The organism is Micromonospora sp. NPDC047465, assembly GCF_040643125.1.
Taxonomy (GTDB): Bacteria; Actinomycetota; Actinomycetes; order Mycobacteriales; family Micromonosporaceae; genus Micromonospora.
On sequence record NZ_JBEYTP010000023.1, the window covers coordinates 72,099 to 86,205 of the forward strand.

Below are 14,107 nucleotides of genomic sequence, written 5' to 3' on the forward strand. Positions count from 1 at the left end.
AATCAGCAATCAGCAGCCTTGGGCGCGACGTGACCATTTGCCGCAGACGAGGCCCCCGCCGCCTCGGAGCGGCAGCACTAGATCAGTCTATTGACATGGATTGGTGAAGGTGTCATGGTGGCCGTGCGCACTGGATCACTCGCTGTCGCCGACCCAAGGGACACGTCATGCCCAACCCCCGGATCATGGTGGTGTCTTCCTTTGAAGCCGAGCTTCAGCCCCTGGCCTCGGCGTTCGCCGCAGCCGCGATGCGCGAGCACGGCGCCCACGTCACCGGTTGGGACGCCTACCAGTTTCCCGACCTGCGCCCACGCGGCGACGTCGACATGATCCTGCTGTCCGTGCAGCAGTTCGAGGGGCTGTATCGGGGCGTCGATCTGGCTCGCGCGCTGCGTGCCGAGCATCCCGGTGTGCCCATCGTGGCCTTCGGCCAGTACGCCCAGATGAACAGCTCGGCGTTTCTGGAGACCGTCAACGCGGTCGTCTTCGACGAGCCGGAGCGGATCGCCCCGCAGTTGTGCGCCGCCGCCGCCAAGGAGATTCCGCTGACGGAGGTGCCCGCCCTGCGTACCCGACACGCGATCGCGCCCCGGCCGCCCCGGCGGCGCATCGGCACGACCGCCCCGGCCCGCGACCTGTTCCCGTCGGTGGTGCACTATCCGGCCCACCACACCCCGTACGGGCTGACGGGCAACATCGAGGTTTCCCGCGGATGCCACCACAAGTGCACCTACTGCTCGGTGTACGGCGCCTACGACGGCGGGGTGGCGGCCTACGAACTCGACACCGTCCTCGCCGACGCACGGCGGCTCGCCGAGGAGGGCATCCGGCACTTCCTGTTCATCGACGCGGAGTTCTTCAATTCCCGGACCATGGGCATCGAGGCGATCCGGCGCATCGGCGCGGAGTTCCCCGGCTCGACGTTCGAGTTCACCACACGCGTGGACCACATCCTGGACTACACCGACCTGCTCGAGGAACTCGTATCGCTGGGACTGCGCCGGGTCACCTCGGCCCTGGAGTTCCCCTCCGACCGAATCCTGCGCATCTTCGACAAGGGCATCGACGTCGCGCACATGCGCGCGGCGATCGCCGAGGCCGCCCGCATCGGCTTCGAGCTCAACCCCACGTTCATCCCGTTCACTCCGTGGATCCGCTACGAGGAACTACTCACCTTCGAGGACTTCCTCGTCGAAACCGGCCTGGCGCGGGTGGTCGAACCCACCGCCCTGCAGACGCGACTGTTGCTGTTCAAGGGATCCCCGCTGCTGGTCTCCCCGTGGATGCAGGACGTCGCCACTGTCGACCGTGGCTTTCACCTCGACTGGACTCACCCCGACCGGCGGGTGGAAGAACTATGGCAGCAACGTCGCAGCGAGGCCGAGGGCGCCGGTGCTGGGCGCTGCTGCGTGAAGTGCTGAGCGGGAAGAAAGGATCTCGATGAGCGGATCCCATCGGCTCACGGTGACCACCGGACAGCCGCTGCCGCAGATGAGCTGGGCACAGGAACTCGACCTACTCACCGACGCCTGGCCATACGTCAGCCCGCCGTTTCTGGCCGCCAATGAGCAGGCCATGCCGGAAGCCAAGCCATGGCACACCATCGCCACGCGAGCCCGCGGCGAACTCGCGGTGCTTCCCGGATATGTGCTGACCGCCGCCCCGGCCGTCGACCACGATCCACGCACCTACCTGGGCTGGCAACCTCCGACCGGAGACACCGTGTGCTGCGGCGTGGATGTCGCGGCTACCGTTACCGCTGAGATCGACGCGCTCGACCCCCAGGCGTTCTTCCCGGCCCTGCTACTGGGTAGCCCGCTGGGCTACCGCACCGAGGTCGCCTACAACTTCTGGACCCCGACCCTCTTCGCCGCGATGGTCGACAAGCTCGTGCCCGCCGCCTTCGCTGCCGGCATCCGCAGCATCGTCGCACCCTGGATCTGCGCTCGGGCCGGCAACGACTCACTCGTGACCGCCCTCAAGGAAACCGGCGGACACGCCACGTTCTGGGGTTTCGAGGACTACCTGCGGCTCGACGCCGACTCCTGGGACGGCCACCTGACCAACCTGCCGGCGAAAAAGCGGCAACGCATCACCGGCGACGCGCGCCGCGCGGCAGCCACCGGGATACGAATTCAGCGCGTCGACGGCGAGGCGATCCGACCGCATGTCGCCCGCATCGCCGAGCTGACCTGCCTCAACCGCGAGAAGAACGGCGCCGGCGAGCGGCCCGAGCATATCGCCACCATGCTCACCGTCCTGCTCGACGCCGGCGCCGACCTGCGCGCCTACCTCGGCAGCCTCGACGGCGACGTTGTCGCCTCCTGCGTCGTGTTCCGCAAAGGCCACCACCTGTTACCCAAGTGGGCCGGCTTTGACTACCAACGTCTGGGCGAGCGCAGTGGGATCTACTTCGCCCTAGTGCTCAACGCCCCGGTGCGCGACGCGTATGCCGAAGGGTTGCGTACGGTGGAGTTCGGTGCCGGCGCGCATGAGGCCAAGACGCTACGCGGTTGCCAATCACGGGAGATCACGACGGTGATGGTGCTCGCCGACCAGGCGTTGCGCCCTCGCGTCGCTGAGTTGCTTGACGGATTCGGTGCCGCCCGCCGCGTCGCATTCAACGCACCGGCTGCGCCCTTGGCCGGCCGGGCCCTAACCACCCTCCCAGCAGGCGGCAGCGCCTGCTGTTCCAACGGCTAACGAACGCAGAAGGGCAGCCCCAGCAATGAGCGATACCGCCGCACCACCGCAGGAGGTGCAGGAGTACTACCGGGACAAGGCGGCCAGCGCCGCGGCCGGACAAGCCTGCTGCGCGCCGGATCTCGACGCCACCTTCGGCGCGGCCAACTACACCGGCATCGGACCCGGTGAGGCCCCCGACGCCGCGCTGCTGGCTAGCCTGGGCTGCGGCAACCCCACTGCGGTGGCCGAGCTCCGTGAGGGTGAGACCGTCCTGGACCTCGGCTCCGGCGCGGGCCTGGACCTCATCCTCAGCGCGCGTCGTGTCGGTCCCGACGGCCAGGTCTACGGGCTGGACTTCCTGGAGGAGATGCTGGCCGTCGCCCGTCGCAACATCACCGACGCCGAGATTGACAACATCGTCCTACTCAAAGGCGTCATCGAGGCTATTCCCCTGCCCGCTGACACCCTCGACGTGATCATCTCCAACTGTGTGGTCAATCTGTCGGCCGACAAGCCGGCCGTGTTCCGGGAGATGTACCGCACGCTGGTGCCCGGTGGACGCATCGGCGTCACGGACGTGGTTGCTGAAGACCGGCTCACCAGCGCCGACCGGGCCGCCCGTGGCAGCCTCGCCGAATGCGTCGCCGGGGCGCTGTCCGTCACTGAATACCGGGAGCAGCTGACGGCCGCAGGCCTGCGGGACGTCGAGATCACCTTCATCCAGGAGGCAACCGACGGGCTGCACTCGGCCATCATCCGCGCCCGCAAGCCAGCACGACCTGCCACTGCCGATGACAGCGCCATCGTTTAGTCGACATGATCCAGGTAGCGTTGGGCGAACCACCGCGGCGCAGACCACGCCGTCCGGGGGGTTAGCCACGCGAGGGAGACACCGTGTCGAGCAGCCGTACCGACGTCCCGCTGGCGGTGGACCGGGAGACCGCCGAAACCTACGCCCGCTGGTTCCAGGCGCTGTCGGACCCGACCCGGATCATCATTCTGAGCTACCTCAGCCGTTGCACCAGCCCGGTGTCGGTCGGCACGATCGTCGAGGATCTGGACATGGGCCAGTCGACGGTCTCGCACCACCTGAAGACGCTGCTGGCCGTGGGGTTCGTGACCCGAGCCAGGGAGGGCACGACTCGACTGTACGCGGTGAACCACAGCTGCATCACCATGTTTCCGACGGCGGCCGACGTGGTGATGGGCAGGTCGCCGATGCCGACTCCGAAACCGGTCGGGGTGAGCTGACGCCCCTGCTGGCGCTGGTCGGCAGCGGTGACCGCCGCTACCGTGAGTATTTGGTCGCCGGGCTGCATCGCCGATACCGGCTGTGGCTGCTCGATTCGATCGCACCCACCTGGCAGAGTCCGTATCTGGTCGGCTCCACGCTCGTGGATACCCGAGACCCGGTCGCGCTGGCCGAAGCCGCCGCTGGGATCCCGGGACAGCACGGCCGGCTAGCCGGGATGCTGAGCTACGACGAATGGTCGGTCGAGGCGACCGCCCAGGCCGCCGAGCGCCTCAAGCTGGTCACGAGCGCGCCGTCGGCGATCACCGCGTGTCGGGATAAGGCGACAACGCGGGCCGTCCTGCGTGCCGCTGGAGTGCCGCAGCCCGAGTCGGTTCCGGTCAGCACCGTTGACGATGCTCAAGCTGCGGCCGAGCGGCTCGGCTACCCGGTGGTGGTCAAGGCACGCCGGCTTGCCGGCAGTATCGGCGTGGTCCGCGTCGACAATTCCGAAGCGTTGCGGCAGGCCTACCGCAACGTCGACGCCGTCCGGTTCCCCGGTGTCGTCCGTGATGGTAGCGACGTGCTGGTCGAGCAGTACCTCGACGGGCCCGAGGTGAGCGTCGACAGCGTTGTCGTCGACGGCGTTGTCAGCCCGCTCGTGCTGGCACGCAAACAAATCGGCATGGATCCGTACTTCGAGGAGACCGGCCACGTCGTCGACGCCGCCGACCCGCTCCTGAATGACGAGACGCTGCGCGACCATCTCAGTCGGGTGCACGCCGGCCTCGGCATCACCCACGGCATGACCCACACCGAGTTCCGACTCACCCCCCAGGGTCCACGGTTGGTCGAGGTCAATGCTCGCCTCGGCGGCGACTTCATCCCGTACCTCGGTCAACTCGCCACCGGCATCGATCTCACGGCCGTGGCCGGCGCCGTCGCGACCGGTGCCGCACCGGACCTAACCCCCACCACACGGCGTGTCGCTGCGATCCGCTTCCTTTACCCGCCGCACGACTGCCAGGTCCTCGACGTCACCGTGCATGACGCCCGAATGACCCCGTCGATGCACGCCGCCGTCGCCACCGCCACAGCCGGGCAGGAGATGGCGCTGCCGCCACGCGGCTACATGTCCCGCTACGGCCACCTCATCGCCGTCGCCGACACCGTCGAGCAAGCCCGGGCCGTACTCGATCTCGCACCGCACGTCATCGAACTGCACCACAAGCGCTTGGAACGGGAGAAGTGACATGATCACGTTCATCGCGCTCAGCGGATTCCTCGGCGCCGGAAAGACCACCACCATGGTCGCCGCCGCCCATCTGTTGGAGCGGCAGGGAAAACGGGTCGCCGTCGTCACCAACGACCAGGGCACGGACCTGGTCGACACCAAGGTCGTACGCAGCAGTCTCGACGCGGTCGCCCAGGTGACCGGCGGCTGTTTCTGCTGCCGATTCGAAGACCTCGTGCACGTGGTCGAACAGCTCATCACCGACGGCAACGTAGACGTGGTCATCGCCGAGGCTGTCGGCAGTTGCACCGATCTGCAGGCGACCGTGGTCCGGCCGCTACGCAAGTTCTACGCCGATCAGTTCGTGGTCGCGCCACTGGCAACCGTCGTCGACCCGCTGCGGTGGCGGGCCTTCGCACGGGCCGCCCAACGCGGCGAACCCGAATCCGACCTGTCCTATTTGTTCGGGCGGCAGCTACGTGAAGCCGACGTGCTGGCCATCAACAAGACCGACCTCGTCGGACCCGCCGAGACCGAAACCGTCGTCGCCTCACTGCGCGCCCAGAACCCAGACGCCGTTATCGTCCCCTACTCAGCCAAGAGCGGTACCGGACTGACCGACCTCATCGAGGCGTGGAGCGGACAAGCCCGATGGAGCGGTGACCTCGACGTCGACTACGACCGGTACGCCGCTGCCGAAGCACAGCTCGCCTGGCTCAACCAACAAGTCACCGTCGCCGCCACCAATGGCGGCTTCTCACCGTCCCGCTGGGCCACGGCAGTTCTGACCCATCTCGCGGCGACGGCGGCGGACGCCGACGTCGAGATCGGCCACGCCAAGTTGACCGTTGACAGCGGTGGCCGGTTGACCAAGATGAGCGTCACCGGAAACGGCACGACTCCCTCAGTCGATTTCGCCGTCGACGAGCCCACCACACAGGCAGTCGCAACCGTCAACGCCCGGGTGGCCTGCGAACCGGCCGTGCTCGACGAAGCGGTCCGGCAAGCGATCGCGCACGCCGACGCCCTTACCGGCGCGACCTCCCAGGCTGCGGACACCCAATCGTTCAAACCCGGATACCCCACGCCGATCCACCGCATCTCCGCCACCACGATGGAGGAAGGGGCAGCGAGCCAGAAGGTTGCCAGCCCCCAGCCTTAGAGGGCGTCTGATTCACGTAGTTTGCGGCCGATGCGCGTTTAGGTGACTCGCCAGGTTGGGGTGATTTCGTGGGGGACTCGTTTCGCGAGGTTGTCGATTATCGCGATGCGGATCATGCTGGCGGAGTTGCCGGATAGGGCTTCGTAGTCACGGGCCAGGCGCCGGTGCATCATGATCGAGCCGAGGGTTACCAGAGCGGGTGGTCGGCGGGCAGCGGCTCGGGTCGGGTTCGCAGCCGGTGATCGACACGCAGCGAGGTCCCCGGTAGATGGTTCAGCGACCAAGCAGAACCTGAAACCGGAGACCTCGTGGACACCCTAGCGGTGACGAGGCGGTTCGACCTGACCGACGTGCAGTGGGCGGTGCTGGAGCCGTTGCTGCCAACGCCGAAAAGGCCGGGTCGACCGTCGTCGTGGAGCAGACGCCAGTTGATCGACGGGATGCGGTGGCGGATCCGGGTGGGCGCCCCGTGGCGGGATGTGCCGCCGCAGTACGGGTCCTGGTCGGCGGTGTACGCGTTGTTCCGGCGCTGGCAGCGTGACAGGACCTGGAAGCAGTTGTTCACCGCGTTGCAGGCCCTCGCTGACGCGGCCGGCAGGGTCACCTGGGACGTCTCGGTGGACTCGACCAGCGCCCGCGCCCACCAGCACGCGGCTGGGGCGCGGAAAAAGCCACGATCGCCGCGGCCGGGGCGGCTCCACGGGTGATCCACGCCGACCGAGGCACCTCGATGGCATCCAAACCGGTCGCGCTACTGCTGGCCGATCTCGGTGCGCAGCCACCGGCCGAAGGTCAGCAACGACAACCCCTACAGCGAGGCTGCGTTCAAGACGTTGAAGTACTGCCGAATATTTCCCGACCGCTTCGGCTCGATCGACGACGCCCACACATTCTGCGAACCGGTTCTTCAGCTACTACAACCACGAACACCGCCACGGCGGCATCGGGCTACACACTCCCGCCTCGGTCCACCACGGCACCGCCGGCCAGATCCACACCATGCGCACCGAGGTCCTCGCCGACGCCCACGCCCGCCACGCACAACGAATCCGGCGTCCTCCTCAACCGCCCAGGCTGCCCGCCGCGCGGTCTGGGGTCAACCCAGGGAGATCACCAGGCGCATTTGCATTGACCCGCGCTGCAACCAGCCCAACAACAGAAGAACTAAAACGATCTTTCCTCATTGATCTTGATAGGTTCCGTTCTGGGATGGGGCGGGCCCGTGCGAGGCATGGACTCGCGATGAGCACCACAACTAACTGACGGTCTCGCTGCGACGGGGCAGCTTCCAGTCCGGCCGGACGTAGTGGCATGTGTAACCCAGCCGCCCGCCAGGATCGCCTTCTCAGCCGTGTCGGTCATCGCTTCGCTCCGCCGTCCGGGTGCTCAAACACTTTGCGGTACTCGCCATAGCCTTCATGCTCGAGGTCGTCGCGCCGAATGAACCGAAGTGCGGCTGAGTTCATGCAGTAGCGCAACCCGCCAGTCTCCACGGGACCATCGTCAAACACATGGCCAAGGTGGCTCTCCCCATGCGCTGACCGGACCTCGGTGCGGACCACGCCGAGGCTCGAGTCCTGAACCTCGACCACGTTCCTCGGCTCGATCGGCATGGTGAAGGTCGGCCAGCCGGTACCGCTGTCGTACTTGTTAACGGAAGCGAACAGGGGTTCACCGGACACGACATCGACGTAGAGACCCTGCTCCTTGTTGTCCCAATAGGCGTTGTCGAAGGCTGGCTCTGTCCCGCCTTCCTGAGTGACTCGGTACTGCTCCGCCGACAGCCGAGAAATTGCCTCGGGGTTCTTGCGATACTCGTGTGACACCGTTGTTCCTCCCGGATGGGTCGTCGGCAAAAACGGCCAGGTTCAACTGGCCTCCACACGCGTCGCGAGGGCGTACCCCGTCCTGAGGCTGACTAACCACGATCTCGCCCGGCTTGGCGAATGGGTGTGGCTGTCCGGTCATCGCCGACAGCGCGTCGGCCACCTCGTGGAGGCCCGCTTTGATGTAGGTGGTGGTGGACAATCTTGGACTGTCGGTGCAACTTGAGGCGGTCTCGCTGGTTGCGGGTTCCGTCTCGGCCGCCACGGTGCAGCGGACGCTCTCGGCGGTCTTCTCCAACTGCGGAGAGTCGGCCTTGACGGTGTAGACCTCCGAGGGCTCGTTGCCAGGGCCACGTACCCAGACCTTGTCCTGGAGGGCGTAGCAGCACTCGGTGTTGTTCTCCTCCAGGGTGATCAGACCGGCGTCTGTGAGGCGCGTGGTGGCGGCGTTGACCTCGTCGGTGCTGAACACCTCGACGCCAGGTGGTGATGAAAGGATGGACTCATCGCCGTACACGGTTCGCTCGCCCCGGCCAACGCCCGTGAGCGTCCCCACCTGCCCCGGCGTCCGGGCGGCACCCCCACCCGCACGCCGGTATGCACGACGGGGAACATAGGGCATGCTCGAATGCCTTGATGACATCGAGTGGCGGCGGCTCGGCCACGCCTACGGGGCGGCCGACGACGTGCCCGGCCAGATCCGCGCCCTGCGATCGCCCGATCCGGCTGAACGAGACAGCGCCCTCGGCACCCTGTACACCAACATCTTTCACCAGGGCAGCCGGTACCAGGCGAGCGCCTACGCAGTGCCGTTCCTGCTGGAACTGCTCGCCGACCCCGCCACTCCGGACCCGGCGGCAATACTCGCCCTGCTGACCTCCCTGGCGGTCGGCTACGACGAGAACTTCCTGCCGGACGGCTTCCCGGTGACCGACTACCGCCGGGCCGCCGAAGGCGGGCGAGAGCTGCTCGCCGCCAAGCCACCCCCCTGGACCGGCGAGGACGAGGCGAAGAAGGAGTACGTCGAGTACGCGTACGTTCAGTCCCTGACCGCCAAGGAGCAGAACCGGCTGTGGTCGTACATCGAACTGGCGGTGTACGACGCGGTACGGGCCGGGGTGCCACTGTTCCGTAGCCTGCTGGGCCACCCTGATCCGGGGGTGCGAATCGGGGCGGCGCACGCCCTCGCCTGGTTCCCGGAGGAGGCCACCGGCAGCCTACCCACGCTGACCCACGCGATCGCGGCCAGACTGGAGCCCGACCTGGCCGAGGTCGTACCGGAGCCCGCGGTGGTGGCCACCATGCTGGTGGCCTCCGGGTTGCTTGGCGCCGCGCCAGACGTCCGGTTGCTGGCCGACCCGCACCCGCTGGTCCGCTGGGCCGCCGCGATCGGGCGGGCCCGGGTTCTGGGTGCGGAGGCCGACGAGGCGACCGTTGACGAGCTGTTTGCCTGGACGGCTGTCCCGCCCGATGACACGGTGAACCCGCCGGCGGACGCGGGGTGGGTGCCGTTCCTCAATGGGGATCTGGGTGGGTACGCCGGACTCGCCCTGCGGCAGCTCGGCCCCCAGCACACGGACCGCGCCTTCGACGCGCTGCTCCGCCGGCTGCCCACCGTCTGCGGCGACCAGTCGTTGATAGTGCTGGGAGAGGCGTTGCGCCTCGCGTTCCCGGATGGGCCGCTGCCGGCGGCGACGCCCGCTGCGGCGTTGGCGCCGCGACAACGACGGCTCATCGAGGTGCTGAGCCGGTCACCGGATCCCTGGCTGATCGACGGCCAGGACTTCGGCAACGTCGCCATGCTCGTTGACGAGTACGGGCTGCCGGACAGCCGCGCGGCGCTGCTCGCGTACCTCGCGCGTCTGCCGTAGACCGCCGCGTGACGGTCACAGAACAGGCTGGACACCTGCGCCTACCACGCGATGCGCTACTCACTGACGGCGAAGTCGACCGCCGCGAGCGCTGTCCCGTATGGGTGGCGGAAGTCGAAGACGACCACCGCCCCCGACGCCAGTGTCGGGAAAGACATCGGCGAAAATGAGACGCGGCGCCGTCCGAGTTCGTCGCCTGTGTCCCAAGGACCGACAGAGTCCTGGCCCGCGGGTGAACCGGGATGTCCGCAAGAACGGCAAGGGCGTGCGGCATAACAGGGCACGGCCAACCAGAAGTGGCGCACCGGCTGAGGCCGGGTCGCGGACCAGACCCGACGGCACTCGCCGCCGGTCCAACCGCGATCGTGCCCGCCGACCTCCGCAGGCGAGCGGAACCCACGCCGGCCGTGCCGGGGGGCCAGGACCCGCAGCACGGTCACGTCCGACCGGGTGTGCGCGGTATTGACCCAGCCCGGCTGGGCCCGGATCCCGTCGATGACGCGAGGCGCCCGTTGGCCACCCAGGTCGCCGGTCCGCTTGGTGACACCGTTGGCGCTCGGGGATCTGGCAACATCGCAGCGCTGATCGGTCGCGCAAACGGTGACCTTTCATCAGAACTGATGTCAAGGGGAAGGCCGCGTGGGCCTCGACGTTCATGACGTCGCTCGCCCAGGTTCCCGGCGGCCGCGGAATTCACTGAGGCCCGCGCGGACGTCCTGAGACAACGCGTCGCCGTGACGGTGGAGGTCACCGCCACGGCGAGGCTCTGGCGTCAGTCGCGGATCGACTCGCTCAGCACCCGACCCTGCGCGCCTGACGGCGGCTGGATGCCGAGCAGCGCGGCGATCGTCGGGGCGATGTCGACGTGGTTCGGGTCAACGGGGTGCAGACCGGGCAGGACGCCGGCGCCGGAGAGCACCAGCGGGATGTGCAGCTCGGTCGTGGCGCCGTGACGGCCGGCGACGCCGCCCGCCGGGTCGCCGCCGATCGACCAGCCGGGCTCCGGCTCGATGACGAGCTCACCGAAGCGGGGGCTCATGTGCATCGCCTGCTGGGCGGCCTTGTCGAACACCTGGCTCACGTGCGGGGTCGCCTCGAGCGCGGCCTTGATCTTCGCGACCGCCTGCGGGTCGTTCTTCGCGGCGCCGACCAGATGCAGGCTGCCGATGCCGCCGACGACGATGACGGCGTCGGTGTCGGGCTTGGGCGTCCTGCCGGTCCCGAGAAGCTCGGCCTTGTAGCCGGCCTTGGCGATCGCGTCGATCATCTGCGTGCCGAAGCCCTTGGTGAACGTGGTCATGCCGTGGTCGCCGGTGATGACGAAGGTGGTGCGACCAAAGATGTCGGCGTCCTTGGTGGCCTGCACGATCCGGCCGATCTGGGCGTCGAGATCCGCCAGAGCGCTCGGGATCCGCGGGTCGAGGTCGCCACCCTCGTGGCCGATCGCGTCGAGCGCGTCGCAGTAGACCGCCATGAGGTCGGGGATCTTCGGGGCCGTGACCATGGTGGCGCCGCTCTTGACGGGCTCGCCCTTGATCACCTTCACGATGTCGTCGACGCGACGCGAGCAGTCACCGCCGGGCTGGGTGTAGATGCCCTCCGGGTCGCCGTACGCCGTCCCGTGGTTCTGCACGATGAACCACTGCGACGACATCACGGTGCCGCCCTGGGCGCGGACCGCCTCCGCGATGGTGGGCACCGCGAGATCGCGCTCCTGGCCGCGGGCGGTGTGCGACACCGGGTCGTAGACGTAGGCGGTGTTGAGGTGCCGCTCCGGCCAGGCGCCGGTCGCGATCGAGGACCAGGACGGGTTGGTGATCGACTGCATGACGCCGGTCGACTCGGTGACGCTGCCACGCTTGACGAGCTGGTCGATGTTGGGCGTCGGCACCTCGCCCAGGTAGTCGTAGTCGAAGCCGTCGAGGCCGATGAGGATCACGTGGTCGGCCGCCGGCGCCGCCCGCGCCGGTAGGGAGTCCGGCACGGCGGCGTACGCCGGCAACGAGGTGAGCAGAGGGAGGGCGAGGGCCGCGGTGACGTGGCCCAGGGTGCGGAGAGTTCGGATCATGGAGTGCACTGAATCGGGTCGGGTTGGCGCCCCCGTGAGCCCAAGATGGCGACGTCGTAAACGTGCAACGTGGTTTCGCGTCGTTCACACCTCGTCGCCGGGGAGCCTCGCCGGGCGTCCGGTCGGCAGGCCGCGGGCCTGCTTGGCCGCGCGGGCGCCGGCGGCACGCTCCGGCCGGAGCCGCCCGGCGGATCAAGGACGGTGCGATCCCCGAGCACGTCGCCGCCGACCTCGGCATCAGCCGCTCCAGCTGTACCGAGGACTCCGCAAACACCGCGAAGGCTCCGATGCTCCGTGCGCCCGTCACTTCGGTGGCTGTTCGGAATTCTCGGCTGCTCACCTGCAGCCCGGAGCGTTAGGGTCTTGCCCGTGGAAGCAGGGCGGGTGCCGACCGGGCCGTTCTTCGACCTGCTCAGCGGCGCACTCTCCGGCACAACGTGGCGGGACCGGTGTCACCGCCTGCCGCTGTCACTGTGGAGCGACCCGGACACGCTGACCCCAGCGGAGGTCGCCCAGTTCCGCACTGAAGGACGTCTCGTCACTCGGTGAAGGCGTTGCCCGGCAACGGTTCTGGTATCACCCCGCGAGGATGATGTTGTGGAAATGGGCGACCGGATGCGGTGTCGGTCAATGTGTGGGCGGCGCGGCGGTAGTCGTGCAGGATCTTGAAGCACTTCATGCGGGCAAGTACGTGTTCGACCTGCGCTCGGACGGTGCGGTGTTGCCTGGATGGTGGTTCGCCTCGGATGATGTGCGTGAGCCAACAAGCGGGAAATACTGTCATGTTTCGTTGAGAGCCCGACGATTCTAGGATCCGGGATAGGCCTACCGGCCGGCAAAGCACGACGCTGCGAGCACATCTGTGACGATAAGTGATATTCAACCGTATTCGAACCCGGGCGTTCAGGTGGTGGATGTCATGCCGATCAGTGGACAGAACCTGCGCGCCGCGCGGGTGAAGGCAGGGATTTCGATGCGGGGCATGGCCCGCCGCACGGGAATCTCCTACAGTCACTTGTCCAATGTGGAACGCGGCGACCGGACGGCCACTCCGGCAGTGGTAATGGCATACCGCCGTGCGCTGGCTGCTAAGGGCCACGCCCTGAATGTCGGAAGCGAGGACTTGCAAAGCCGCGCACCTCTGGAGCTGCTGGGCGATGCCGACGCCGGTCCGCTGGCCACCGTTCCCTCGCTGGCCGCTGTCGAGACGGTCCGCACCCGTCTGCACGACACGGTCGGCCGGCACTCCCGAGCGGAGTGGTGGCAGCAGGTGATAGCCGACTACGGCGCCGCCCACTATCTGACCCCACCCGACGAGCTGCTGCGTGATCTGCTCGCCGACACCGCCGTGCTCGAGAAGCACATTGCCGACGGTGCCGATGCCGACCGCCGCGGCTTGCTGCGTTCGGCGGGATATCTGGCAGGCGCCACCGCGTATGCGTGGTCGAATCTAGGCGAGCGCCGCCAGGCCCGCCGTTGGTGGCATACCGCCATCGACGCCGCAGACAATTCCGAGGATCCAGCCGCGCAGGTGTGGGTGCGCGCGTGGGCGGTGGCCAATGGGCCTTATGTCGGCCGCCGGCCGGACGAGGATCTCAGCCTGGCCCGTGAACGGCTTGGCAAGCACATCGCCCCGGACGGTGCGTCCTGCGCATTGCTGAGTGGGCTCGCCCAGACCCAAGCCGACCTCGGCGACCCTGCGGCCGTGACGACGTTGCGGCAGCTGACCGAGCTCACCGAGCGTGTCCCCTACGAGATTGCCGCTGATCGGGGGTCATTGTTCGGCTGGCCGGAGGTGCGGCTGCAGTATACCGAGTCCCATGTGCACACCGCTCGCGGCGACACCGCAGCCGCCTATGCCGCCCAGGACCGCGCATTGGACCTTTATGGTACCGACATGCCCCGCGACCGGGCGTACTCGCCGCCGTCCCACCCCGCGCCCGCAAGCTGGCCTCCGTCGTGGCCCTTCACGACAGATTGAGGGCTTGGTGACGGCATGAGCACCTGCCGGCTGTCTGCGGGGAGCCGCG

11 protein-coding genes and 5 pseudogenes are annotated in these 14,107 nt (G+C 67.9%); 11 read left to right on the forward strand and 5 right to left on the reverse strand.

The annotated features are described in order from the left end of the window. The first annotated feature begins 167 nt into the window (after positions 1–167). From ABZ793_RS21130 to ABZ793_RS21155, 6 genes are all read left to right on the forward strand, one after another. On the forward strand, positions 168–1,421 hold the full coding sequence (locus ABZ793_RS21130; RefSeq protein ID WP_357459795.1) for an RCCLKC-tail radical SAM protein: 1,254 nt from the start codon (positions 168–170) through the stop codon (positions 1,419–1,421). A gap of 19 nt (positions 1,422–1,440) precedes the next feature. After that, positions 1,441–2,703: a GNAT family N-acetyltransferase gene (locus ABZ793_RS21135; RefSeq protein WP_357459797.1), complete on the forward strand. Its 1,263-nt coding sequence runs from the start codon at positions 1,441–1,443 to the stop codon at positions 2,701–2,703. A 25-nt stretch (positions 2,704–2,728) separates the two neighbouring features. Next, positions 2,729–3,496 carry a methyltransferase domain-containing protein gene (locus tag ABZ793_RS21140; protein ID WP_357459800.1) on the forward strand — a complete coding sequence of 256 codons (768 nt, stop codon included), beginning with the start codon at positions 2,729–2,731 and terminating at the stop codon, positions 3,494–3,496. A gap of 83 nt (positions 3,497–3,579) precedes the next feature. Beyond that, on the forward strand, positions 3,580–3,936 hold the full coding sequence (locus ABZ793_RS21145; protein WP_357459803.1) for a metalloregulator ArsR/SmtB family transcription factor: 357 nt from the start codon (positions 3,580–3,582) through the stop codon (positions 3,934–3,936). 50 nt (positions 3,937–3,986) lie between these two features. Beyond that, complete coding sequence (locus tag ABZ793_RS21150; RefSeq protein ID WP_357459806.1) at positions 3,987–5,168, forward strand: ATP-grasp domain-containing protein; 1,182 nt, start codon at positions 3,987–3,989, stop codon at positions 5,166–5,168. Between the two features lies 1 nt (position 5,169). Further along, positions 5,170–6,312 carry a GTP-binding protein gene (locus tag ABZ793_RS21155; protein ID WP_357459810.1) on the forward strand — a complete coding sequence of 381 codons (1,143 nt, stop codon included), beginning with the start codon at positions 5,170–5,172 and terminating at the stop codon, positions 6,310–6,312. A gap of 38 nt (positions 6,313–6,350) precedes the next feature. On the opposite strand, the pseudogene ABZ793_RS21160 reads toward ABZ793_RS21155, so the two are convergent. Further along, positions 6,351–6,500 (reverse strand): annotated as a pseudogene (locus ABZ793_RS21160) (IS5/IS1182 family transposase); the annotation flags it as partial. 120 nt (positions 6,501–6,620) lie between these two features. Here ABZ793_RS21160 and ABZ793_RS21165 point away from each other — a divergent pair. Then, positions 6,621–6,986 (forward strand): annotated as a pseudogene (locus tag ABZ793_RS21165) (IS5 family transposase); the annotation flags it as partial. Positions 6,987–7,009: 23 nt separating this feature from the next. Next, positions 7,010–7,359 (forward strand): annotated as a pseudogene (locus ABZ793_RS21170) (integrase core domain-containing protein); the annotation flags it as partial. A 311-nt stretch (positions 7,360–7,670) separates the two neighbouring features. Here ABZ793_RS21170 and msrB read toward each other — a convergent pair. Both msrB and ABZ793_RS21180 read right to left on the reverse strand, forming a co-directional pair. Next, complete coding sequence (msrB, locus tag ABZ793_RS21175; protein WP_357459812.1) at positions 7,671–8,138, reverse strand: peptide-methionine (R)-S-oxide reductase MsrB; 468 nt, start codon at positions 8,136–8,138, stop codon at positions 7,671–7,673. 253 nt (positions 8,139–8,391) lie between these two features. Next, positions 8,392–8,619, reverse strand: a pseudogene (locus ABZ793_RS21180) (glyoxalase/bleomycin resistance/dioxygenase family protein); the annotation flags it as partial. A 139-nt stretch (positions 8,620–8,758) separates the two neighbouring features. Between ABZ793_RS21180 and ABZ793_RS21185 the strand changes: the two are divergent. After that, positions 8,759–10,009 carry a hypothetical protein gene (locus ABZ793_RS21185; RefSeq protein ID WP_357459815.1) on the forward strand — a complete coding sequence of 417 codons (1,251 nt, stop codon included), beginning with the start codon at positions 8,759–8,761 and terminating at the stop codon, positions 10,007–10,009. Positions 10,010–10,781: 772 nt separating this feature from the next. Here ABZ793_RS21185 and ABZ793_RS21190 read toward each other — a convergent pair. After that, a complete protein-coding gene (locus ABZ793_RS21190; RefSeq protein ID WP_357459817.1) occupies positions 10,782–12,077 on the reverse strand; it encodes an alkaline phosphatase family protein in 1,296 nt (431 codons plus the stop codon). A 369-nt stretch (positions 12,078–12,446) separates the two neighbouring features. On the opposite strand from ABZ793_RS21190, the gene ABZ793_RS21195 reads away from it, so the two are divergent. Next, on the forward strand, positions 12,447–12,626 hold the full coding sequence (locus ABZ793_RS21195) for a hypothetical protein (protein ID WP_357459819.1): 180 nt from the start codon (positions 12,447–12,449) through the stop codon (positions 12,624–12,626). Between the two features lie 27 nt (positions 12,627–12,653). Here ABZ793_RS21195 and ABZ793_RS21200 read toward each other — a convergent pair. Continuing rightward, a pseudogene (locus ABZ793_RS21200) lies at positions 12,654–12,798 on the reverse strand (IS5/IS1182 family transposase); the annotation flags it as partial. A 198-nt stretch (positions 12,799–12,996) separates the two neighbouring features. Here ABZ793_RS21200 and ABZ793_RS21205 point away from each other — a divergent pair. Next, positions 12,997–14,058 (forward strand): helix-turn-helix transcriptional regulator, encoded by a 1,062-nt coding sequence (locus tag ABZ793_RS21205; protein WP_357459821.1) that lies wholly within the window; start codon positions 12,997–12,999, stop codon positions 14,056–14,058. Positions 14,059–14,107 lie beyond the last annotated feature (49 nt).

Excerpts from the sequence above, each read along its gene's own strand:
- ABZ793_RS21130 (WP_357459795.1), top strand. The coding sequence starts at position 168 with ATGCCCAACCCCCGGATCATGGTGGTGTCTTCCTTTGAAGCCGAGCTT.
- ABZ793_RS21135 (WP_357459797.1), top strand. The coding sequence starts at position 1,441 with ATGAGCGGATCCCATCGGCTCACGGTGACCACCGGACAGCCGCTGCCG.
- ABZ793_RS21140 (WP_357459800.1), top strand. The coding sequence starts at position 2,729 with ATGAGCGATACCGCCGCACCACCGCAGGAGGTGCAGGAGTACTACCGG.
- ABZ793_RS21155 (WP_357459810.1), top strand. The coding sequence starts at position 5,170 with ATGATCACGTTCATCGCGCTCAGCGGATTCCTCGGCGCCGGAAAGACC.
- ABZ793_RS21185 (WP_357459815.1), top strand. The coding sequence starts at position 8,759 with ATGCTCGAATGCCTTGATGACATCGAGTGGCGGCGGCTCGGCCACGCC.
- ABZ793_RS21190 (WP_357459817.1), bottom strand. The coding sequence starts at position 12,077 with ATGATCCGAACTCTCCGCACCCTGGGCCACGTCACCGCGGCCCTCGCC.
- ABZ793_RS21205 (WP_357459821.1), top strand. The coding sequence starts at position 12,997 with ATGCCGATCAGTGGACAGAACCTGCGCGCCGCGCGGGTGAAGGCAGGG.